Origin of the sequence: Hassallia byssoidea VB512170, from assembly GCF_000817785.2 — a bacterium.
Lineage (GTDB): Bacteria > Cyanobacteriota > Cyanobacteriia > Cyanobacteriales > Nostocaceae > Hassallia > Hassallia carrinoi.
This window is the reverse complement of sequence record NZ_JTCM02000003.1, coordinates 109420-130869: the sequence shown is the minus strand read 5'-3', so window position 1 is coordinate 130869 and position 21450 is coordinate 109420. Positions and strand designations below refer to the sequence as shown.

Below are 21450 nucleotides of genomic sequence, written 5' to 3'. Positions count from 1 at the left end.
AGAAATCCTCCTCAAGGCTCACGCAGGAGAACAGGATAAACGCTAACACAGAAAAAGAGTTTGAAAATTCACAACGGATTACCCTTAAACTTTAAACTTTGAAGTAGAGAGAAAAGTAATAATCAATGACAACTGATACAGACCAAAATCAAAAAATTGAAAAGCTGCGTGAACTAGTCAAAGATATTGACTTTGGCATGTTAACCACCATCGATGACGACGGAAGTTTGCACAGTCGCCCTATGTCTACGAATGGCGAAATTGAATCTGATGGTACTCTTTGGTTTTTCACCGCAGCTCCTTCTCATAAAGTAGATGAAATCGAACAACATGAACAGGTTAATGTTAGTTTTGCCGCACCTAATAAACAGTGTTACGTCTCTATGTCCGGCACAGCACAATTAGTCAAAGACCGCAACAAAATTGAAGAATTGTGGAAGCCGGAACTCAAAGCTTGGTTTCCCAAAGGATTAGACGAACCGGATATTGGTTTGATCAAAGTGAATGTAGTAAAAGCTGAATATTGGGATGCACCATCCAGCTTTGTGGCGCACACAATTGGTTTGGTAAAAGCAATTGCTACGGGTGAAAAAGCTAGTAGCGGCGAAAACGAGAAAATCAGTTTGGGGTAAAGGTAGAAACAAAATGAAAATTTTCTTTTGGGTAACTTTATCTTTTGTCGTGGTAGGAGGAATTATGTTGTTTCTCCAACCGGCTATTGACTTTCACGCTGCTTATTAATTGAATATTGTGCATATTCCCAGACAAAAGCTTGGGAATAATATGGTGTCCGTTAGACTGTCGTAGAGACGTTCCGCCGGAACTATCGTAGAGACGTTCCGGCGGAACGTCTCTACTTAGGATATGATATAAAACAGAATTGTTTAGTTATTAATTGCCATTTGCAATTAACTAATAGACATAAAAGTCGTAGGGACAATTCATGAATTGTCCCTACACTCGTACTTCGGGCAAGGCATAATCGCAAATCAAAAATCTAAAATGGGTTAAGGATTTGCTGCTTTATTCAGCAGATAGCGGACTTCTTGATCGGTTGTTTGCGGAAATTTTTCATACCAAAGACCAACACAGTAGAAAGGGGTGGGTGTGTCGGCGCAGATGATTTCGTCTACGAGAGATTTAATCTCTTGGTAGGTTTGCGGTGATGAAACCGGCACGGCAACAACGATTTTTGCAGGTTGTTGTTTGTGCAATGCGGCGATCGCTGCCCGCATAGTTGCACCGGTCGCTAAACCATCATCAATTAATATGATAGTACGTCCAGCGATCGCAAGCTTGGGGCGATCGCCTCGGTAAACAGTTTGGCGACGATTTAGTTCCTGTTGTTCTTTCTGTGTTACTTTCTCAATTGCTTCGGTGTCTATTTTTTCCTGACGGATAATATCTTCTAAGAGTATTCTCACATTACCAGAAGCGATCGCTCCCATCGCCAATTCTTTTTGACCGGGGACACCCAATTTGCGAACTACAAAAACATCCAAAGCAGCATTTAGCGCTTTCGCAACTTCAAAAGCGACGGGTACACCTCCTCTTGGTAGTGCCAACACCAAAACATCGGCACGATTAGCATAAGCTACTAGCTTCCCAGCCAACAATTTACCCGCTGCTGTTCGGTCTTTAAATAACATAACTAAACATGTGCTGATAGTCTTGCCAAAAACAAGTTTTTAGACTTATCGATTATAGAAAGCGAAAAAATCCCTTACCTCTGACTTTTGGGGCGACATTGCCGATATAGCAATCTACCTAAAGAATGAAATGACGCGATCGCTTTCCAGATTGAGCTAAATATATAGATGAAGATATAGCGATCGCCTAAAATATCACCTGATGCCTAGATGAAGATATGGCGATCGCATCCGACTACTTAAAAAGCCGATAAAAGGCTAAATCCCGCTTTTGGCTAAAGTTACTGCATTGCGGAAATGACCATTGCGCTGAGAAAATTTATCTGCCAGAAGTTGTCGATAAACAGCTTCATAGCCATCGGTCATTGCTTGCAAGCTAAAACGCTTCGAGACATGTTCCCGACAAGCACGCCGGTCTAATTCTCCCACTTTATCAATCGCACTCACGAATTCTTCGATGTTGTCGCACAAGAAACCGGTTTTTCCGTGGTCTATTACTTCTTTTGTAGACCCTAGTTTCATCGCGATAACTGGCGTACCTGCTGCCATTGATTCTACCATCACCAACCCAAATGGTTCTCGCCAAGTAATGGGGAACAACGTTGCTACAGCATTACCCATTAAAGCATTTTTCTGCTCATGATTTGCTTCGCCCAAATATTCAATTTGCTTACCGTCGATGTGCGGTTTGATTTCCTTTTCATAGTATTCCACATCAACAACATCCACCTTACCAGCCATTTTCAAACGCCAGCCAGCTTTTTTCGCGATTTCTATTGCCAAGTGCGTTCCTTTTTCTGGCGATATTCTACCCAAAAACGCTAAGTAAGGCTCATTGTCAGGTTGAGCGTGAAACTTATAACTGCTAACATCAATTCCGTTGTAAACAGTCGCTACACAGTTGAGGTCTAATCTCGGTTCTCGTTGTGCCTCAGAAATACTGATGTATGGTTGTTGTTTAGCGTGTTTAAACATTTTTTCGTTGTCAGGCGTAAAAATACCATGCAACGTATGAACCGTAGGAGTTTTGACTAACTTGGCGTAAGGCAATGTCACAAAGCCCATGTGCGAGTGAATGATATCAAAATCTTCTGCTCGCTCATATACCGAACTTAAATGCATCAGCTCGTAGACACCGTACTCCTTAATAGTCGGATCGAGTCGTAAAGCACGCGGATGAACTGATTCTAGCTTTGCCAAAGTGATAGAATCACCCGATGCAAACAGCGTTACTTCATGTCCCCGTCGCACTAATTCATCAGTCAGTAACCCTACTACTAACTCGATACCGCCGTAAGCGGGGGGTGGTACTCTTTCCCATAGTGGGGCTACCTGAGCAATCCGCATTTACAAACCTCCCAATTAATAAGACTTGTATTTAAAACGCTTGCTTTCTTACTCAAAAGTGTTTCTAGTTGATGCACCCTGTATAAGAATTAAGTTTGAAAACAAACTGTTGCAAGACAAGAACTTAATTTAAATTATATGTATATATCTCAATAATTCCTGTCTACCGGAAGGAAGGAAATCACTATCTCTTGAGAGAGGAAAGTTTGTCAAAACTCATTCAATACGATTATTCTCTGTCTTAAGATATATACCAATTAACAAATTTTATGCTGGTCAAAATGTTGTGGCGATCGCTAAAATAGTATTAACAACTAAATACATAATGGTTGCTCAATTAGCGTCTGGAAAGCGCAAATTGAACCAAATTTGATAAGTAAATTGGGAATAGCCAATAGAAGCTAGGGAAAATGCCAAGCAATAGCTTATTCCCTAATTTTTACAATGCTATGACCGTTCAACTAGTAAAAATCGACTTTCAATAATTGGCATATGAACACAGGAATTTTGTGGTTAGGCGTTGTTTCAGTTCTTATTCTCTACTGGGTTGGAGTTAACCTACTCATGTAACCAACACAAAAACAATATACTGGGTTTTCTCACATGGAAAACCCAGATTTTTTGATGGAAATCATAGAAAATTAAAATATCAACTACACATTTGCACTGATTGCTCTGAAGCGTAGACGCTCTTAGCGGCTTGTCGCAAGACATCGTGGGAAATAAAGAAGAGATAATATTGACTATTGCTCTGAAAAATGATAAACTAAATTTTGATAAGGAAGAACTAGCTTAAAAGAAACGTGAATATATCTTCATCTCAGAAAAAACCGCGTGTCGCATGGCAAGCGGTTTTCTCACTACTGATGTTTGCGGTGATGTATCTGCCGATTTTGGTACTTGCCTTTTATAGCTTCAACTCGTCGCCTTACAGTGCAACTTGGCAAGGATTCACCCTTAATTGGTATAACCAACTATTCAGTGATGAACGTATATTATTAGCCTTAAAAAACAGCTTAATAGTTGCTTTTAGTGCGGTGAGTATATCAGCAGTGCTGGGAACCTTAATGGCGGTAGGGATAGCGCGTTATCAGTTTCCGGGAAAGACATTGTATCGCGGTGTTTCTTATCTACCATTGATTATTCCCGATATTGCGATCGCCGTAGCTACCCTAGTTTTTTTAGCAGCCTTTGCCATCCCCTTAAGTTTGTGGACAATTGTTGCCGCTCATGTCGTCTTTTGTCTAGCTTACGTTGCACTTGTAGTTTCATCGCGACTTACCAACATAGATCCCCACCTAGAAGAAGCTGCACTTGATTTAGGAGCCACACCGATACAAGCCTTCATCCAAGTATTGCTACCTCAGCTAATGCCTGGAATTATAGCAGGTTGTTTGCTTGCCTTTGTACTCAGCTTAGATGACTTTCTCATCGCCAGCTTCACCGCCGGTAGTGGTTCCAACACACTGCCAATGGAAATTTTCAGCCGCATCAGAACTGGAGTCAAGCCAGACATTAATGCTTTGAGCGTCATCTTAATTTTAATATCTGCGATCGTTGCTTTTATCGCTGAATTGATTCGCGCCTTCGGAGAGAATAAAGGCTGATAATATCAAATTTTAGGAATTCACCTTGTTACTAAGGGTTTTGAAGTTTCATATAATACTTTCACCTGCATCGTCTAAGGAAGAAGAAATTATAAATTTTTCAACAAGACTATAAGTGAATCAGTAAAGTTTTCATAAATTTATTTCAAATTATAGCGAGTAAAATCACTGAATTTTTTGCTTGAACCACACCTCCATCGTCCCGTCATACGCTATTCCAGGCGCTTTTGATGTGTGAGGAGTGGGGAATTTTGGTTTGTAGGAATCTATTTATTAAGTCTAGTAATTGCACTGAATTAATGGTTTAATTTAAACTCATTAAAGTTTAAATAATTACACTGTCAGTATTACATGCGTAAAGGTAACAATACTTATGCCGGACGAAACTTAAAAGAGGAATTTTCACGATGAAAATACAAAGCCTGTTTACAAAGGCTTTCGCGTTGACATTGGTTTGTATCAGTGTCATGGTACTGACTATTTTCAGATTAACCCCTAGTTTGGCTGTTTCCACGACCACAACGCCAACAGCACAACTATCAGCAACTCCAGTAATTATTGCCCAATATGATTTAGATTCAGGACGTTCAGGAGGAAGGTCTCTCTATAAAAGGCTGGGAGAATACGACGGGATCTCAGCCGTCATTGACGATACCGCACAATACGTATTCAATGACCCTCTGATTGGTAAATACTTTATTGGCTTGAGCACCAACTCAAAACAGCGGCTAGGTGAGTTGCTGAAAGCTCAATTCTGCCAAGCGGCAGGTGGTCCCTGTGTTTATACAGGACGCCCTATGAAGCTTTCCCATAGTGGAATTGGTGGAGGTCTGACAAACGAAGAATTTAATGCTTTTGTCAATGATATAGCGCAAGCCCTTGATAAAAACGGGGTGAAAACAAAAGCGAAAAACGAAGTGCTGGCATTTGCCGAGAGTCTGAGAGGCGAGATTGTCGAAAGGTGATAAATAAAGCATGACGTTCGTAGAGACGTTCCGGACTGAACGTCTCTACAATGTGTGTGATTAACCGGACATGATATGATGCCTGAAAACTCTAAATTGTCGGGTGGGCATTGTCTGGCAAATCACTCAAAAACTACAGTCCGATTTCCATACACCAAAACGCGATTTTGTAAGTGTAAACGCACTGCCCTTGCTAATACAACTCGCTCCAAATCCTTACCTTTTCTAATTAAATCTTCAACTTCATCGCGGTGACTTACTCGGACCACATCCTGCTCAATAATTGGACCAGCATCTAAATCAGGAGTAGCATAATGAGCCGTTGCACCAATAATTTTTACACCACGTTCAAAAGCTCTATGATACGGATTTGCGCCAACAAAAGCTGGTAAAAATGAGTGGTGAATATTAATAGTTTGGGGAAATTTAGCAAGAAAATCTGCACTGACAACTTGCATATATTTAGCCAATACAACCAAATCAATTTTATATTGGTGTAGTAATTCTAGTTGTTTAGCTTCCTGTTCTGATTTGTTATCTTTAGTAATGGGAATGTGGTGATAATCGATATTAAATTTTTCTGCCACCACCTTTAGATCGGGATGGTTGCTGATAATTAGCGGAATTTCCGATGTCAGCTCTTTGGCACGTTGTCGCCAAATCAAGTCAAATAGACAATGGTCTTGCTTGCTTACCCAAATGGCAATGCGCGGGATAGTATCAGAAAAATGCAGTTCCCACTTTGCGCTTAAAGGTTGGGCGATCGCCTTAAATGCTGGTGCAATAAATTCTCGCGGCAAATTAAATCCATCCAACTGCCATTCAATCCGGGTGAGAAATAAACCAGCCGCAAAGTCTGTATGCTGGTCTGCGTGGATGATATTCCCACCATTAGCATAGATGAAGTTGGCAATTTTCGCTACAAGTCCCCGTCGATCAGGGCAGGAAATTAACAATGTTGCTGTCGGACTTGTCATAATAATATAGAGAGACTAGCTTCGGAACACAGATAACCTTTAAGTAAAATTACCATAAGTAAAGTAATTTTATACAGCTTTTCCGTGGGCGAATTCATTTTAATCTGATTTAAAGCATTGTCGGAAAACAATTAAATTATGTTTATTTAATTTAATTTTTATTTGAGTTTAAAAAAATATTACTTAAATAAACTTCAGCCAAGGTAATCTGTGGGTAAATAATAACTCTTTTTTCGGAGAAAATTCTAGAGAAAAATACTATTATGGTGTGCTTTCTTTACCTCGTACTGTGCCTTTTCACTTGAACGTGCAAGCCGGAAACCGTAAAAATGTACAGTATGAAGATTGGCATCATCAATGATAATTGGTATCTTTAGTTACCAATTATTTAACTTTTTCTTTGAGAAACTTTTCACCTATATACATCAGTGTACACAGGAACAAAGAGGATAAAAATTCGACATGATTTCAATTGGTATAAAATATAATTTAATATTGCGAGCAAAAAATCGTGGTGATTTTAGGACTTACGCACTTTACAAATAGACACTTACGTGCATTAGCGACACTATACTCAGTCTTCTTGGTTGAACTGACCAGAATACTGGCAATTTTTTCCATTTATATTGCAAAACTGCATAATTTGATGGTGTTTACACCCATTCTAAATATATAAAGAAAACTGGTTTATGCTTAAATTCTGTTCCACAAATCAAGTAAGGGTTTAGGCATACAATCAAATTTATTTATAATTTTTAGTATAAAATAAAACAAAAAATGGTTATTACCCACTAATTAGGTAATTGCTGCCACCTGAGAAAAACGAAACTCCGATACAAATGGTTCATTTACTAGTAACTTATGGAAGCAATATGCTGCAAACACTTCTTATTTATTTGGCAATTATTCTTTACCTGGTGATGGCTTACTGTTTCTTTGCAGAATGGCTGCATTTTTTTTTACAAGATGAACAAATGAATTTAGAGCAGCGCTTATTTTCTGGTGTAATTTTGGTAATAGCTAGTATTTTATGGATAGTAGTAGTGCCATTTGCTTATTTGGAACTATTAAAGTTTCATAAAAAACACAAAGAAGTTATTGATTTACTAATTAATCAGTCAAACAGCAAACTTTATGATGATTGATGATTGACATCAAAGTTATTAACTCCTGCAAGGCGGAATTTTAACATTTATTTTTTATTTAACTCTTGTCTATTTGATTAATAGACAGTTACTGAAAGAAAGCTCCTGCAATTTATGGGGTTTCCCTTTCCCCCTCTTTTTCATTTATTTGGTCTTTGCTGGATTGGGTTGAACGGGGCTAGGCAAATTTTTGATATTATTATCTCCAGGTTGTTGCCACTCTGAAAGCTCCCGCTTGACTGCATTTTCAAAATCAGTGGATACCAATAGCACATTAATATTACCATCTGGTTGAGGAGTGGGGTCAGCTTGAGCATACAAAAAACGGCGGTTAAAATCAGGTTTACCTAAAGTTAATTGATGAGTTTTCTGATTTTTCAGGTTTATATTGATAGTTGCTTGGGGTGGATTTAAACCAAAATCTGCAAGCTGGTTAGCTGGAATTGATAAAATGCGATCGCTCTTACCCTTCACCAGCAAATCCATCAAATAAGAAACAATCGGATCGTTTGCTGGACTAACTGTAGGAGATTTTATCAACCATTTTGTATCGCCAGCATTATTATTACGTTCCAGATTTAAAGTCACATTTTCCGTCTTTACCGTCAAAGACTGCACATCATCTGCTGCAAAAGAGAAAATTTGCTGTTTTTTCTCCTTTACTTCCTCTCGCACAGATGCACCTTTAATTTCATAAAAATAAACAAAAGTACCCAAACCCAGCGCAAGCAATATCAAAATTAAAGTTGTTCGTGGCAATTTCATGTGATAGTCATTGGTAATTGGTAATTGGTAATTGGTAATTGGTAATTGGTAATTGGGTAATAGTTTTTTCCCCTTTTCCCTTTCCCCTTGTCCCCTTGTCCCCTTGTCCCCCTGTCTCCCCATCTCCTTATCGTCGCTTCCACCAGAGAACAGCTGCTCCTGCTAACCCAATCAGGGGTAATATTACCAGAGATGATAATGCTAAAAGATTTGCCTGCGTCCCTGTAATGTTAATGCGACGGTTTTTGACTTCTTTGGGACGAATTGAAAGAGGTTGCTGATCTTGCTGACTCAACCAAGTAACTGAGTTGAGGAACACGTCTCCGTTTAACTGTTGTTGAAACAAACCATCGGTAGCGAAATCGGAATTTCCTAACACTACTAAGCGTGATTCGGTGGAAGTTGGGGAGAGTTCCGTAGTGGGGGAGGGGGGGAGTGGGGGAGTGGGAGAGGGGGAAGCTTTACTTTGAGTGGTTGGTGATGGTAATGGTGAAGGGTTGGGAGTGGGGGTAGGTTGAGGTTGAGGTTTGGCTGATAGTTTGCGTTTTAATGCTACACCTAAAGTTAATGGACCTTTGCGATCGCTTCCTTGATTAAACTGCAAATTTTCGCTTTGCAAGTCGCTTTCTGCCCAACTGCTGGGGTAAGGTTTGGTTACTATCAATGTGGTAGACTCGACACCTGGGACTGGGGTAACTTCTAAAGGACGGGCAAGCGGATAAAGCGAAATGCCATTACCGAAATCTTTAGTAATTGGATGTTGTCCGTATTCTGTCACTAAAGCAACCGCAGGACCAATCCCCACGTTGTTAGAAACATCGACTGCTAAACGATTATCAAGGCGCACACCCCACTGTTGTAGTAAACTATTAAGTTTGGGGTCAGTATTTGGATCGATCGCCAATAGCAAGTTACCACCTCGATTGAGATAGGTTTGCAAAGCTTTTACTTCATTGTCAAACAAAGCTTTTTTCGCACCTGCGACGATTACGACAGCTGCATCATCAGGAACTGCTGACTTTTCTGCTAAATTTAGCGCTGATGTGGTGAAATTTTTGTCACTTAATGCTTGAACTGCTTGGGAAATTGCACCTTCACCGGCTGCAAGTTGACGTTCTCCGTGACCTTGAAGCAAGTAAACTTTAGCTGTGGTGGTGCTGGTAATTTGTTGTAAGCGATTAGTTAAGCGAATTTCTGACAGACGTTCATTTTGATTCACCATCTGCACTAACTGTCGTTTATTTTCAGATTCTAGATAAACTTCTCCATAATCTTTGACGCCAAATTTATCTGCTAATCCTGGTCTTGCTTGTGGATCGACAAATTCAAACTTAAATTTGGAACTAAGCCTACGATAATTTTCCAGTAATTCCAAATCTTGGGGATTTCGATTCACATCAAACACCCATACTTTTGCAGGCTTTTGTAAAGACTGTACCAATTCTCGTGATTGTGGCGCAAGGGTAAATAACTGAGTATCAGTTAAATCTGTCCGCAGGTGGTAGCGAGTGCCTATGAAATTAATTAAACCCAAAATCGCCAATACTGCAAGAGTCGCAACTAAAGCATTTGTACCAGCTTGGGTAGATCGACGTCCCCACCAGTTAGTTCGTTGAGTTTGCCAGATTAACCAAAAGCCGATGATGACAATTCCCGGAATCAAAAATGCTAATGGAATCACTCCCCACTTTTGCGATACTAACCCCGCTGTTAAGCCGGCAACAAGTAAAAATGGACCGAACCAAAATAGATATTTCCAAAGTCTTCGTTTTGCGATGTTTTTCATAATTATTAGTCAAGGGTCAAAAGTCAAAAGTCAATGGTCAATGGTCAATGGTCAATGGTCAATGGTCAATGGTCAATGGTTAACGGTCAATGGTCAATGGTCAAGGTATCTTTGGACTATGGACTTTTTGACTGTGGACTTTAGACTATGGACTTTTTGACTTTTGACTCTTGACTCTGGACTTTTGACTATTGACTATTGACGCTGAAATCGCAATGCATCAATTGATTGTGCTGTGAGGAAGATGCCTAAGATAATGTAACTAGCAAATAATATCAAGCTGCTGGTGTCGAAGATTCCTTGTACTAGGGTGTTGTAATGTTTGAGTAAGGAGAGATGACTTAAAGCTTCTCCCGCGAAACCGCCAATATTTTTGGCGATTAAATCTACAAACAACAGCAATAAAATCACTGCGAATGTGAGGACGGCAGATAGAATTGTGCTGTCTGTTAAAGAGGAAATAAACATCCCTATAGATAATATTGCCGCTGCTAGTAAGATTAATGCTAGATGACCTAATAATGGAATTGTTGGCGAAATTGGTGGAGTCGATCCACTTAAGGCGATCGCTTCAAACACCAGTAGTGGTGCTACCATTGTTGTAAAAAATGTCAACACCCCCAATAACTTACCTACAGCTACTGCCCAATTAGTTATTGGTGATGTCGCTAAAAGTTCCAAAGTGCCGCGTTTGCGTTCTTCGGCATAGAGTCCCATTGAAAGAATTGGCAGCACGAACAGCAACAGCCACCCCATACGATCTAAAAATGCCCTGACAAATTCGTAGGGTACATCAATTGGTGGTACTGGCACCCCGATTTGTTGCCCTTGTAAATCTAAGGCGGCAACTGTTGGTAAGATACCTTCGGGTCCTAGCAAAATCAAGATTAAGAACAATCCAGACAACAGCCAAAAAATACTGGCGATCGCATAAGCTAAAGGCGATACAAAATAACTTTGTAACTCGCGGCGATAAATGGCAATAATATTACTCAGCACTACACCCATTTACGCTGCTTCTCCTTCTTTGGCTTCATCCTCTACCTCAGATGGCAAATTTCTTTCTTCTGTAGTCAGTTGCAAGAACACATCTTCTAAAGTAGCGCTAACACGTCGCATTTCATATAAACCGAATCCCGCACGCACCAGTGCCATGACAATTTCATGTCCTGGTTCGCTGCCTGGTTGCGATATTACCCGCAAATAACCTCGATTATCCGCAATTGGGGTATGACCGTGCATTCCGCTCGGCATTGATTCTACCAAACTTACACCAGCTAAGTTTTGCAATACCTGTTTGGCTAAGGCAGGTTCTCCAGCAATTTCCAATTCATATCCAGAACCACCTGTCAACTGCGTCATCAGATTTTCTGGGGTATTAGTTGCTACTACTTTCCCGCGATTAATGATGGCTACGCGGTTACAGGTCATGCTCACTTCTGGCAAAATGTGCGTAGAGAGAATAATGGTGTGAGTACCTGCGAGACTTTTAATTAAATTCCGCACATCAATGATTTGCCGGGGATCGAGACCAACAGTAGGTTCATCTAGAATGATAGCTGGTGGATCGTGAACGATCGCCTGAGCAATGCCAACTCTTTGACGATATCCCTTAGAAAGTTTGCGAATAATTACATTACGCTTATCTTCTAAGTTACAGCGTTCGATTGCTGCTCTAACCTTGGTAGTGCGATCGCCTGCCGGTACTCCTTTAATCCGCGTCACAAAATACAAAAAGCCTTCAACCGTCATTTCTGGATATAACGGTGGTGTTTCCGGTAAATAGCCAATTCGTTGCCGTACTAAGAGAGAATTTTCATGGACATCGTAGCCAGCAATTCTCACTGTCCCACTCGTCGCGGGTAAATAACCAGCTAAAATTCGCATGGTTGTAGTTTTACCAGCACCATTGGGTCCCAAGAACCCTAAAATCTCCCCTTGTTCTACGTTAAAACTAACATTACTTATTGCTGTCGTTGAGCCGTATATTTTACTCAGACCATCAACTTCAATCATCGTTAAAATCGCCTGATTGCTGAATTGGACATTAAAAGATATTAATTCAATATTTTCAAAATGCAACGAATTTACAGAGATTGGGAGGTGGGGGAGTGGGGGAGTGGGGAGTGGGGAGTGGGGAAGTGGGGGATGAAAGGAGAATTTGAGCTTTATTACTCCCTTCCCGCTTGAAGAATACCTATTTAACGAACCGCAAAGACGCGAAGGACGCGTTCGCGTAGCGTCTCCGAAGGAGAAGGAGGAAGAAAAAGAAGATAGGTAATTTTGTAGCGGGAAGGGAGTAGCACCAAACTTCGAGTTCCGAACATGAAACTTCGAGTTCAGAACGTGAAACTTCGAGTTCAGAACATGAAACTCCGAGTTCTGAACATGAAACTTCGAGTTCAGAACATGAAACTCCGAGTTCTGAACACGAAACTTCGAGTTCAGAACATGAAACTCCGAGTTCCGAACATGAAACTTCGAGTTCAGAACACGAAACTTCGAGTTCAGAACATGAAACTCCGAGTTCCGAACATGAAACTTCGAGTTCAGAACATGAAACTTCGAGTTCAGAACATGAAACTCCGAGTTCCGAACACGAAACTTCGAGTTCTGAACACGAAACTTCGAGTTCAGAACATGAAACTCCGAGTTCAGAACACGAAACTTCAAGCTTAACTGTTGACTGTTGACTTTTGACCCTTGACTACTAACACCATTTCACGCTCAAGTATGATACAAATCATTCTCTTTTCCCCTGCTTTCTGCCCCCTGCCCCCTGCGGTCTATTTGTATCAACCTTAAAGCGAAACGGTATAACTATATGGTGAACTCGACTGTTGTTAAAACACTTTACGTTAATCCTGCAACTGGGAATGATAAAAATCCAGGTGACTCCAAGTTCAGTCCGTTTAAAACCATTAGCCGTGCTTTAAAAGTAAGCACAAAATCTACAATTATTCAACTGGCTCCGGGAAACTACAATTCTCTGACTGGAGAGGTGTTTCCGCTATTGATCCCCGATGGGGTGCTGGTGGTGGGTAACGAAGGCACTAAAGGTCGAGGAATTGTAATTGAGGGGAGTGGTGCATATCAAAGCCAAAGCTTTGGATGGCAAAATATCACGCTGCTATTGCTAGGTGAGGCTACTGTCATGGGTGTGACTGTGGCGAATTTAAGCGCAAAAGGCACTGGTGTTTGGATTGAATCGACGGCACCCTCTTTGGTTAATAATACTTTTGCCAAATGCGGTCGGGAAGCTTTGTTTGTGACGGGGAGTGCCAAACCAGCAATTCTAGATAATGTGTTTGTGAAAAACGCTGTCAGTGGCTTGGTGATGGCTGGTAATAGCAAAGGGGAAGTGCTGCGGAATATTTTTCAGAAAAATGTTATTGGCATCGCGATTAGTGATTCTGCTGCCCCAATGCTTGTAAAGAACAAACTCATAGAAAATCGGACAGCGATCGCTCTTTCTCGACAAGCGCAACCGGTGCTGCGTCAGAATCTAATTGCCAATAATACCCAAGGTGGAGTGTTAGTCAACGGTAATGCAAATCCAAATTTCGGTAATAAACAAGACAATGGCGAAAATATTTTTCGCGATAACGGTCAATTTGATTTAAATAATGCCACCTCACAAAAACTAGTATTAGTAGGTAATCAGTTGAATCCGGCACAGGTGAAGGGATCAGTCGAGTTTATCGCTCTTATTTCCGATTTGGCTGGACATTGGGCAGCGGATTTTGTCGAAGCATTGGCAAGCAAGAATTTGATTAACAGCTTGAGTGATGGGACTTTTGCCCCAGATAAGCCGATGACTCGCGCCGATTATGCAGCTTTAGTAGCGGCAGCATTTAATCCCGTACCCAGACGCCCAGCACCGGATTTTATTGACGTACCCAAGGATTTTTGGGCTTATAATGCGATTCAAATCGCGGCTATGGGTGGTTTTGTTGGTGGAAAAAGCGATCGCACTTTCGGTCCGCATCAAAATGTCCAGCGACTACAAGTGATTGTCTCTCTAGTTAACGGACTGAAGCTGCCACCGGCTGATAAAGATGCCTTACTCTGCTACAGTGACCGTAATACCATTCTTGATTATGCCCGTACAGCAGTTGCAACTGCCACACAACAAAAAATCGTAGTTAATTACCCAAACCCCAAGCAAATCGAGCCTTCTCGCTTTGCCACACGCGCCGAAGTAGCAGCAATGGTTTACCAAGCATTAGTCGCTATCAAAAAATATTCTCCGATAAAATCACCGTATATCGTTTCAAATGAAAGCAGTTGACAAGTAGAATAAAAAACACTTCCTACAAACTTAAAAGCACTTGTTAACTTACCCTGTAGCTAAAAGCACTTCGAGGCTATATGCATGGGTTGAAACTTTATACCTCTTGCCAGAAGCTGATAGCCAGATGCTCACACCAACCCTGGACACCTCTGCCACACCACATCACTCAACCGGGCGGCACAGCGCTCAACCCTTTGAGGGGGAGTATATGAAGGGTGACTCCCAAACCCCAGCACACGAGTGGCTCGACTTGGCAGCCGCTTTATTAATTCACTATAGTTTTGACCTCAGTGGGTACAATGCCAGTGAGTTAGTTAACCGTTGGCAAAGTCAGTACCCAGTTAATTGGCTACACTTAGCAGTGATTGAAGCACTGTATCAAGGTCGTTATAAAGCGTTTTCAGTTCAGCAAATCTTAACATTTTGGCAGCGACGCGGGCAGGCGATTTTTCATTTCAACATGGAATTTGAACGTTTGATTTGCAGCAAATTTCCGGAAAGCTTAACTTCCCTAACTTCACCGTTTATATCTGAGACTAAAGAAAATACTCCTAAATTACCACCAACCGCAAATTCTCTAACTGACAATTCAGCGACTGCTGCAAGCGTCAATAATGGGTATAAACGCAACAATAAGTCTATACAAGCGATCGGTGAAGAAAAGTTATTACAAGAACAAACATTCGGAAGTACAAAAGATAAGAACCTTTTGCCATCTTCCACAACAGGAGTGTCTAAATATTCGCTTGGGCATCAGGCATCTTATGCTTCAAGCCAAACATCTTCTTTGAACCAACAGACATTGTGTTTACCTGCTGCCAATCATCCACCAATTGGACAATTCACCCCAGAAAAAAGCGATCGCTCTGAGTTGTTCACATCAAAACTCAAAGCAATCAGGAGTGAAAAGCCGCTACACCGTTACAACCAACAAGAAACGGAGGGTTGAAAATATTTAAAGAAAGTCTTTATATCTTATCAATTAAAAAACTAATTCTAGAATAGCCTTTAATCCTCTTAAGGTTGCCCCGAAGTGCGTCGATTAGTTTTTTGATGCCCTCAAGTATCATGTCTATGTAGAAACAGACAGAGACCCTATTCTGGTGTTTCATTAGTTAAACAAGCGGATAGCATACTAAAATACTTGTTATCTAGCTCATTTAAATTAATTTACGATTTATACACAGTTACTCTATGTTTTCTTATAAATCGCTTTTACCCATCGGCGCTATTATACTAACACCATTAACCTTTTATATATTCTTTGTACCAACTAACCAAGCGCAATCTCAAATTCTCCCTCCTGCTCAAAAATTACTAGCTGTTGCCAGCCAAAAACGTGTGGCATTAGTTATTGGTAACAGTCATTATTTACCAGGAATGGAATTAAATAATCCGAGAAATGATGCTGAAGATATGAGTAAAGTTTTGGGAGAGCTTGGTTTTGATGTAATCAAAGTTTTAGATGCTGATAAAAAACAAATGGAGATTGCATTAGAGAAATTTAATTCTAAATTAGCTCAAGGTAGTGTCGGAATGTTTTACTATGCAGGGCATGGACTTCAAGTCGATGGAGAAAACTATTTAGTTCCGACAGATGCCAAACTGATTACAGAGAAAGATGTTGGTTATGAAGCTCTTCCAGTTGGGAAAGTACAAAATATAATGGAAGACTCAAAAACAGATGCCAATATCATTATTTTAGATGCTTGTCGTAATAATCCATTTAGCAGAAGATGGAAGAGAAGCACTGCCGCAGGAGGTTTAGCTCCTATACAAACAGCGTCAGGTTTTTATATTGCTTTTGCTACTGCACCAGGAGGAGTTGCATCTGATGGAGAAAGTAAAAATGGTACTTTTACTTCTTATTTATTAAAATATATTAAAATTCCAAATATTACTATAGAACAATTATTTAAAAAAGTTCGGCAAGGTGTATTTGAAGAAACAAATAAGAAGCAAAGACCTTGGGAGTCTTCTTCGTTAATTGGCGAATTTTCTTTCAATCCAGTTTCTATTGCTACTAATACTCCCCCTCCCACCCCAATAGCAAAACCGACAATTTCCCCTACTTCACCTGTACCAATAGCAAATGACAACTTTTTCTTAGGAATTACACGTCCAAATGAAAACTTAAGGGAAACTATTGCTAGAATCCGAACAGCTGCTGAGATAGGAAGTCCAACAATTTCCCCTACTTTACTTGTACCAAGCATTTCACTTACACAACAACAAAAAACTCAAATTGAGCAAATTCGTGCTAACGTCCGTAAGCAAATTGAGCAAGTGCTGACAAAAGAGCAAAACGCACAAATCAAAGCAGCGCTGTCAGCTGGTAAGTCTAGTTATGAAGCTATTGCTGCTATAAAGTTTACTCCACAACAGGTCACTCAATTGCAGCAAATCTTCGTACGATTGCGACAACAAATGGAAGCTGTTTTAACTCCCGCTCAAAGGGCTGAACTAGAAAGACTACAACGGGCTGAACTAGAAAGACAACGGGCTGAACTAGAAAGACTACGACCTCAGACTAAGTGAGGGTTCGCAGAATATAAAAAAGAGGCGATCGCCTGTTTCTCAACTTGATTAAGAATCACGAAAAAAAGAGCGATCGTTTCCTCTCTAAAATCAGGCTGATTTAACTTTCGTTTGAAGGTAGTTTTCTAAACCGATGTCCATCCGGTTCCACAACCAAAAACCCTCCTATAAGTTCTGTTTCAGAATAAATTTGTAGAACTCGTGCTAGTTCGTTGTGAACAGCTTTCACAGTCTTAGGTAGAACTCGAAGATAAATAACACCAGTTCCCATTGCTTTCACAAAAACAAGATTTCCGTAGTCTCTGTCTCGCGTGATAAGAACTCTATTTTCTGACTGCGCTAATCTGAGTATTTCTTCATCACTAGCTTGCTCTAAACCAATCATCCCTACAAGAACTACATCGTGTCCAGCATCTATCAAAAACTTTGCAGTCACAGCATACACATCTTGGTCAAGAAGAAGTTTCACGCATTAAGCTGATGCCAAATGAATGTCTTCAGCCGCCACTAGTGCAATGGCATACTGTAAACAAGCTTGGATGTCCTCAACTTGAAGATTGGGATAGTAATCTTGAATAATTTCTTTAAAAGAAAGCCCTTCATTGAGCAGTTCAAGAATGCTTTGCACAGTGATGCGCGTACCTGCTATGCAAGGCTTACCGAAGTGGATTTGAGAGTTAATTGATATCCTGTCCATATTTGCCGCACAGCTATCAGTTTTTTCAATTTTAGGACATAGACGCTAGTGAGAGCAGAATATAGAAAAAGGGCGATCGCCTGAACCAACCTTGTTATCTCATAATTAAGAATCATCGATAGAAACATGGCGATCGCCCCTTTTGTTGGCGGAGCGATCGCCCAAACAATAATACAAACTTAATTTGTCGGCGAAATCATTCCTCTCAAACCGTTTCTGTTGAGAAGTTTCAGCATTTCGTTGGCATTATAGCGACTGCTAAAAACTCCTGCTTGCATGACTCCTCTACCTTGCCAAACCGTAGCGAAAGCACCCGGTGCAATAAATCGCACTCTTTCTTGGTCGCTTTGGTTTGCTATTTCCACCATTACCCGATAACGCAAACCGGTTTGGCTAACGCCCATAGACAAAGGCGATTGACCGCGATACATTGTTGTTGAGTTTTCAGGTGCTATCGCTTCTAATGGTGGGGATGTCGTTTGCGGTGCGTTAAACTCAATTGTGTTGGAATCGACTCGCACATAATTCAACTGTGGCGCCACTGCGTTAGTAGCGATTGGAGATGGCGCTCTAACTGATTCCCGATACCCTGGTAAGCTGCTAGGAGTAGGGAAGCTGGCAAGTTTAGAGATAGGTTGCTGTTGATTTGTAGAAGCCACGGAAAGCGGAGAATTGGCGCTTTGTAGTGGCAGTAGTTGCGGATTCAATCCCGTCGAAGGAATATTGTTTCTCGGTGATGACGGTTTTAATTTAGGAGTTTCGGATACTCCGGGTGCATTGAAGGTGATTTCTCGATTTACTGAAGTTAGAGGTGCTGAATTGTTGGGTAATGAAGCGATGGCACTTGCACCTTGCATATCTATCTTACCGGCGATGCGATCGCTGACCAAATTATTTCCAGCCGCTGTAATTACTTGTTTTGCGGCAAGCGCGTTAATGTCATAACGAGCATTATTGCGAAACTGATTACCACCGGGTTCGGATGCATTACCTAAATCTGGCAAAGCCTGTGCGATCGCTACTAACCCATCTTCTTTACTGCCCTCAATTACATTATTCCGTAAAATTGGGCGAGCATTAGCCTGCACAACAATTCCCGCTCTGTTGTCCTTAATTTGATTGCCTACTATCATTGGCGTGGCATTTTTGGCAATATTAATCCCAAAACCCGTTTGTTCAAAAACATTTTCTCGCACTTGCGGACTCGAATTACCATCAATGGTGATTCCATTCGCTCCATTGCGATAAAAGTAATTTTTGCTGATAATGGGCGCACTGCTTCCATTGACAGAAATGCCATCTTGTGTGTTACCCGTAAAAGTATTTTCGACGATTACAGGGTTGCTCGATTCAATCCACAAGCCGTAACCACGGCGATTGGGGTTCGTCACAGTCACCCCAGTTAATCGGGCTTGGTTTGCTCCGACAATTGTGGCATTTTGTCCGCCAAAGCTGCGACTGAGGTAATCACCACCCCCCTGAATTTCCAGATCGCGTCCTAGGTTGTGCCTCTCTCCTTGAATTGACACTCCTCTTTTAAGAATTAAAGGAAATATCTCTCCGGTTTGGGTGCTGTAGGTACCTTTAGAGAGCATAATTACAGTATTGGGTTTGGCTAGTTGCAGCGCTTGGGTAATTGTTTTTAAGGGGGTACGTTCACCACCATTGCCTAGTTTGTCATTTCCGACACTTGGGTTGACAAACAGCACATTAACCTGAGACATTGTTTTTTCACCCATAGGCATCTGATTTGGTGCTTCTCTTTGAGCTATGGCGGTGTCGGCAATACCCAACAATGCTGTAGTTACCACACCTACGCCAAGGGTAAAACAAAAAGTAGAGGAACGAACAACCAAAAGTATTGCTAATTTCAAGCAAGAACCTGGTTTGACATCAAAAGCGATCGCCTTGGATGGCAGCATATCTGCTTTACGATAGTTAGAAAACACTAGGGGGGAAATCAATTTAGAGCACTCCTTACAACCAAGATTAATTTTTTATACTCAGACAACGGCTAGTATGTCGATAATATTACCCAGATATTGACCTATTGGCTACTTTTAATACAAAGTTATGAAGGACTGGGGCATCGGGCATCGGGCATCGGGCATCGGGCATCGGGCATCGTCCAAGTGAAATTCTGAAACTTCTTTTTATTCCCCTTTCCCATTGCCCCCAATCGAGCGTGCCCATTACCTATTACCGCGTTTTCTATTCCCAATCCGTAATCCCTAATAAATAACCAACTTCGATGCGAAAAAGATTGCAAATATGAAAGAGGCTGGCTGTGACGATGAAAGCACTAATGGGGTTGTTGTAATGGTCGAGCCATACAGCCAAACAGAGCAGATACAGCATGTTATTTACCGCATTTTAGACGCAAATTTAGATCGCGCTCGTGAAGGCTTGCGAATAATCGAAGAATGGTGTCGCTTTGGCTTAAATAATGCCCAATTAGCTCTTGAATGTAAGCATTTACGACAAGAGATAGCTAATTGGCATACGCCTCAAATGCGGGCGGCACGGGATACACTAGGCGATGCTGGTACTGAGTTAAGTCATCCTCAGGAAGAACAACGCGCCAATATCAAATCGTTATTGCAAGCTAACTTCGGTCGCGTACAAGAAGCAATGCGGGTGCTGGAAGAATACGGCAAGCTTACTCATCCGAATATGGGGAAAGCTTTTAAGCAGATGCGCTATCGGGTTTATACCCTGGAAAGTACTTTATTAGGTTATCAGCGCCATCAATTGCTGTTGCGATCGCGTCTTTATCTTGTCACCTCCCAAAGCGAAAATTTATTGTCAACCGTTGAAGCTGCCCTTAAAGGTGGATTAACGCTTTTACAGTACCGCGATAAAACCGCTGATGATACTGTGCGTCTAGAACAAGCTATGAAGTTGCGGCAGCTATGTCACAGCTATGGCGCTCTTTTCATCATGAATGACCGAGTAGATTTGGCTTTGGCAGTAGATGCAGATGGGGTACATCTCGGACAGCAAGATATGCCGATCGCCATTGCTCGTCAATTACTCGGACCGCAGCGCTTGATAGGTCGTTCTACCACAAATTCAAAAGAAATGCAAGGGGCGATTGCCGATGGAGCAGATTATATTGGTGTTGGACCAGTTTATGAAACTCCCACGAAAGTGGGTAAAGCAGCAACTGGCGTAGAATATGTGAGTTATGCGGCGAAAAATTGTCCGATACCTTGGTTTGCGATTGGGGGAATCGACCCAAATAATATCAACGAGGTGATTGACGCAGGTGCCCAACGTGTAGCGGTAGTGCGATCGCTTATGGAAGCCGAACAACCTACTTTAGTCACACAATATTTCCTCTCTCAACTTTATCGCGTTAAAGCAAATGCGTAAAATAATTCCAAGCTTATGTCTGACCAAATTACGCTTTCTATAAACGGGGAAACTCGTACTTGCTCATCCCAAACACCTTTACCCGATATACTCCAAGATAATGGTTTTAATCTCCGTTTAATAGCGGTGGAGTATAACGGGGAAATTTTACACCGTCAGTTTTGGTCTGACACAAAAATACAGCAAGGCGATCGCCTTGAAGTAGTCACGATTGTCGGGGGTGGATGAGTCAGGAGTCAATGGTAATTGGTAATTGGTAATTGGTAATTGGTAATTGGTAATTGGTAATTGGTAATTGGTAATTG

The 21450-nt window shown here is 41.2% G+C and carries 19 protein-coding genes; 9 read left to right on the top strand and 10 right to left on the bottom strand.

What is annotated here, in order from left to right; genetic code table 11:
- Nucleotides 1-125: 125 nt before the first annotated feature.
- Nucleotides 126-632, top strand: coding sequence for a pyridoxamine 5'-phosphate oxidase family protein (locus PI95_RS02720; RefSeq protein ID WP_039738911.1), 507 nt, complete (start codon nt 126-128; stop codon nt 630-632).
- Nucleotides 633-1007: 375 nt separating this feature from the next.
- On the opposite strand, the gene PI95_RS02715 is transcribed toward PI95_RS02720, so the two are convergent.
- Nucleotides 1008-1649 carry a phosphoribosyltransferase gene (locus PI95_RS02715; protein WP_039738910.1) on the bottom strand — a complete coding sequence of 214 codons (642 nt, stop codon included), beginning with the start codon at nt 1647-1649 and terminating at the stop codon, nt 1008-1010.
- A gap of 258 nt (nt 1650-1907) precedes the next feature.
- Nucleotides 1908-2996: a glycosyltransferase family 4 protein gene (locus tag PI95_RS02710; protein ID WP_039738909.1), complete on the bottom strand. Its 1089-nt coding sequence runs from the start codon at nt 2994-2996 to the stop codon at nt 1908-1910.
- A gap of 803 nt (nt 2997-3799) precedes the next feature.
- Here PI95_RS02710 and PI95_RS02705 point away from each other — a divergent pair.
- Nucleotides 3800-4603, top strand: coding sequence for an ABC transporter permease (locus PI95_RS02705; protein WP_336507017.1), 804 nt, complete (start codon nt 3800-3802; stop codon nt 4601-4603).
- A 407-nt stretch (nt 4604-5010) separates the two neighbouring features.
- Nucleotides 5011-5568 carry a group I truncated hemoglobin gene (locus PI95_RS02700; protein ID WP_039738907.1) on the top strand — a complete coding sequence of 186 codons (558 nt, stop codon included), beginning with the start codon at nt 5011-5013 and terminating at the stop codon, nt 5566-5568.
- 122 nt (nt 5569-5690) lie between these two features.
- On the opposite strand, the gene purU is transcribed toward PI95_RS02700, so the two are convergent.
- The gene (gene purU / locus PI95_RS02695) at nt 5691-6545 is read right to left on the bottom strand and encodes a formyltetrahydrofolate deformylase (protein WP_039738905.1); all 855 of its coding nucleotides are present in this window, start codon (nt 6543-6545) and stop codon (nt 5691-5693) included.
- Nucleotides 6546-7417: 872 nt separating this feature from the next.
- Here purU and PI95_RS02690 point away from each other — a divergent pair.
- Nucleotides 7418-7690, top strand: coding sequence for a hypothetical protein (locus PI95_RS02690; RefSeq protein ID WP_039740387.1), 273 nt, complete (start codon nt 7418-7420; stop codon nt 7688-7690).
- A 144-nt stretch (nt 7691-7834) separates the two neighbouring features.
- On the opposite strand, the gene PI95_RS02685 is transcribed toward PI95_RS02690, so the two are convergent.
- The 4 genes from PI95_RS02685 to PI95_RS02670 form a co-directional block, all read right to left on the bottom strand.
- Nucleotides 7835-8455: a DUF4340 domain-containing protein gene (locus tag PI95_RS02685; protein ID WP_039738903.1), complete on the bottom strand. Its 621-nt coding sequence runs from the start codon at nt 8453-8455 to the stop codon at nt 7835-7837.
- A 127-nt stretch (nt 8456-8582) separates the two neighbouring features.
- Nucleotides 8583-10241 (bottom strand): GldG family protein, encoded by a 1659-nt coding sequence (locus tag PI95_RS02680; RefSeq protein WP_039738901.1) that lies wholly within the window; start codon nt 10239-10241, stop codon nt 8583-8585.
- Between the two features lie 195 nt (nt 10242-10436).
- On the bottom strand, nt 10437-11249 hold the full coding sequence (locus tag PI95_RS02675) for an ABC transporter permease (protein WP_039738900.1): 813 nt from the start codon (nt 11247-11249) through the stop codon (nt 10437-10439).
- Entirely contained in the window at nt 11250-12257 is a 1008-nt protein-coding gene (locus PI95_RS02670) for an ABC transporter ATP-binding protein (RefSeq protein ID WP_039740384.1), read from the bottom strand.
- A gap of 808 nt (nt 12258-13065) precedes the next feature.
- On the opposite strand from PI95_RS02670, the gene PI95_RS02665 reads away from it, so the two are divergent.
- The 3 genes from PI95_RS02665 to PI95_RS02655 all read left to right on the top strand — a co-directional run bounded on the left by PI95_RS02665 (nt 13066) and on the right by PI95_RS02655 (nt 17073).
- On the top strand, nt 13066-14532 hold the full coding sequence (locus PI95_RS02665) for a DUF1565 domain-containing protein (protein ID WP_039738897.1): 1467 nt from the start codon (nt 13066-13068) through the stop codon (nt 14530-14532).
- A 211-nt stretch (nt 14533-14743) separates the two neighbouring features.
- Nucleotides 14744-15484 (top strand): hypothetical protein, encoded by a 741-nt coding sequence (locus PI95_RS02660; RefSeq protein ID WP_052324816.1) that lies wholly within the window; start codon nt 14744-14746, stop codon nt 15482-15484.
- Nucleotides 15485-15729: 245 nt separating this feature from the next.
- Nucleotides 15730-17073, top strand: coding sequence for a caspase family protein (locus PI95_RS02655; RefSeq protein WP_052324744.1), 1344 nt, complete (start codon nt 15730-15732; stop codon nt 17071-17073).
- Nucleotides 17074-17173: 100 nt separating this feature from the next.
- Here the strand turns inward: PI95_RS02655 and PI95_RS02650 are convergent, their stop codons facing one another.
- The 3 genes from PI95_RS02650 to PI95_RS02640 form a co-directional block, all read right to left on the bottom strand.
- Complete coding sequence (locus tag PI95_RS02650; RefSeq protein WP_039738896.1) at nt 17174-17542, bottom strand: DUF5615 family PIN-like protein; 369 nt, start codon at nt 17540-17542, stop codon at nt 17174-17176.
- Between the two features lie 3 nt (nt 17543-17545).
- On the bottom strand, nt 17546-17770 hold the full coding sequence (locus PI95_RS02645; protein ID WP_039738894.1) for a DUF433 domain-containing protein: 225 nt from the start codon (nt 17768-17770) through the stop codon (nt 17546-17548).
- A gap of 179 nt (nt 17771-17949) precedes the next feature.
- On the bottom strand, nt 17950-19692 hold the full coding sequence (locus PI95_RS02640; protein WP_163518550.1) for a DUF1565 domain-containing protein: 1743 nt from the start codon (nt 19690-19692) through the stop codon (nt 17950-17952).
- A gap of 349 nt (nt 19693-20041) precedes the next feature.
- Here PI95_RS02640 and PI95_RS02635 point away from each other — a divergent pair, with 349 nt between their 5' ends.
- Together PI95_RS02635 and thiS are read left to right on the top strand one after the other, a co-directional pair.
- Nucleotides 20042-21145 carry a thiamine phosphate synthase gene (locus PI95_RS02635; protein WP_039738890.1) on the top strand — a complete coding sequence of 368 codons (1104 nt, stop codon included), beginning with the start codon at nt 20042-20044 and terminating at the stop codon, nt 21143-21145.
- Between the two features lie 15 nt (nt 21146-21160).
- On the top strand, nt 21161-21373 hold the full coding sequence (thiS, locus tag PI95_RS02630) for a sulfur carrier protein ThiS (protein WP_039738888.1): 213 nt from the start codon (nt 21161-21163) through the stop codon (nt 21371-21373).
- The last annotated feature ends 77 nt before the right edge of the window (nt 21374-21450 follow it).

Coding starts and splice junctions, on each gene's coding strand:
- PI95_RS02720 (WP_039738911.1), top strand. CDS start 126: ATGACAACTGATACAGACCAAAATCAAAAAATTGAAAAGCTGCGTGAA.
- PI95_RS02715 (WP_039738910.1), bottom strand. CDS start 1,649: ATGTTATTTAAAGACCGAACAGCAGCGGGTAAATTGTTGGCTGGGAAG.
- PI95_RS02710 (WP_039738909.1), bottom strand. CDS start 2,996: ATGCGGATTGCTCAGGTAGCCCCACTATGGGAAAGAGTACCACCCCCC.
- PI95_RS02700 (WP_039738907.1), top strand. CDS start 5,011: ATGAAAATACAAAGCCTGTTTACAAAGGCTTTCGCGTTGACATTGGTT.
- purU (WP_039738905.1), bottom strand. CDS start 6,545: ATGACAAGTCCGACAGCAACATTGTTAATTTCCTGCCCTGATCGACGG.
- PI95_RS02690 (WP_039740387.1), top strand. CDS start 7,418: ATGCTGCAAACACTTCTTATTTATTTGGCAATTATTCTTTACCTGGTG.
- PI95_RS02685 (WP_039738903.1), bottom strand. CDS start 8,455: ATGAAATTGCCACGAACAACTTTAATTTTGATATTGCTTGCGCTGGGT.
- PI95_RS02680 (WP_039738901.1), bottom strand. CDS start 10,241: ATGAAAAACATCGCAAAACGAAGACTTTGGAAATATCTATTTTGGTTC.
- PI95_RS02675 (WP_039738900.1), bottom strand. CDS start 11,249: ATGGGTGTAGTGCTGAGTAATATTATTGCCATTTATCGCCGCGAGTTA.
- PI95_RS02670 (WP_039740384.1), bottom strand. CDS start 12,257: ATGATTGAAGTTGATGGTCTGAGTAAAATATACGGCTCAACGACAGCA.
- PI95_RS02665 (WP_039738897.1), top strand. CDS start 13,066: ATGGTGAACTCGACTGTTGTTAAAACACTTTACGTTAATCCTGCAACT.
- PI95_RS02660 (WP_052324816.1), top strand. CDS start 14,744: ATGAAGGGTGACTCCCAAACCCCAGCACACGAGTGGCTCGACTTGGCA.
- PI95_RS02655 (WP_052324744.1), top strand. CDS start 15,730: ATGTTTTCTTATAAATCGCTTTTACCCATCGGCGCTATTATACTAACA.
- PI95_RS02645 (WP_039738894.1), bottom strand. CDS start 17,770: ATGGACAGGATATCAATTAACTCTCAAATCCACTTCGGTAAGCCTTGC.
- PI95_RS02640 (WP_163518550.1), bottom strand. CDS start 19,692: ATGCTGCCATCCAAGGCGATCGCTTTTGATGTCAAACCAGGTTCTTGC.
- PI95_RS02635 (WP_039738890.1), top strand. CDS start 20,042: ATGAAAGAGGCTGGCTGTGACGATGAAAGCACTAATGGGGTTGTTGTA.
- thiS (WP_039738888.1), top strand. CDS start 21,161: ATGTCTGACCAAATTACGCTTTCTATAAACGGGGAAACTCGTACTTGC.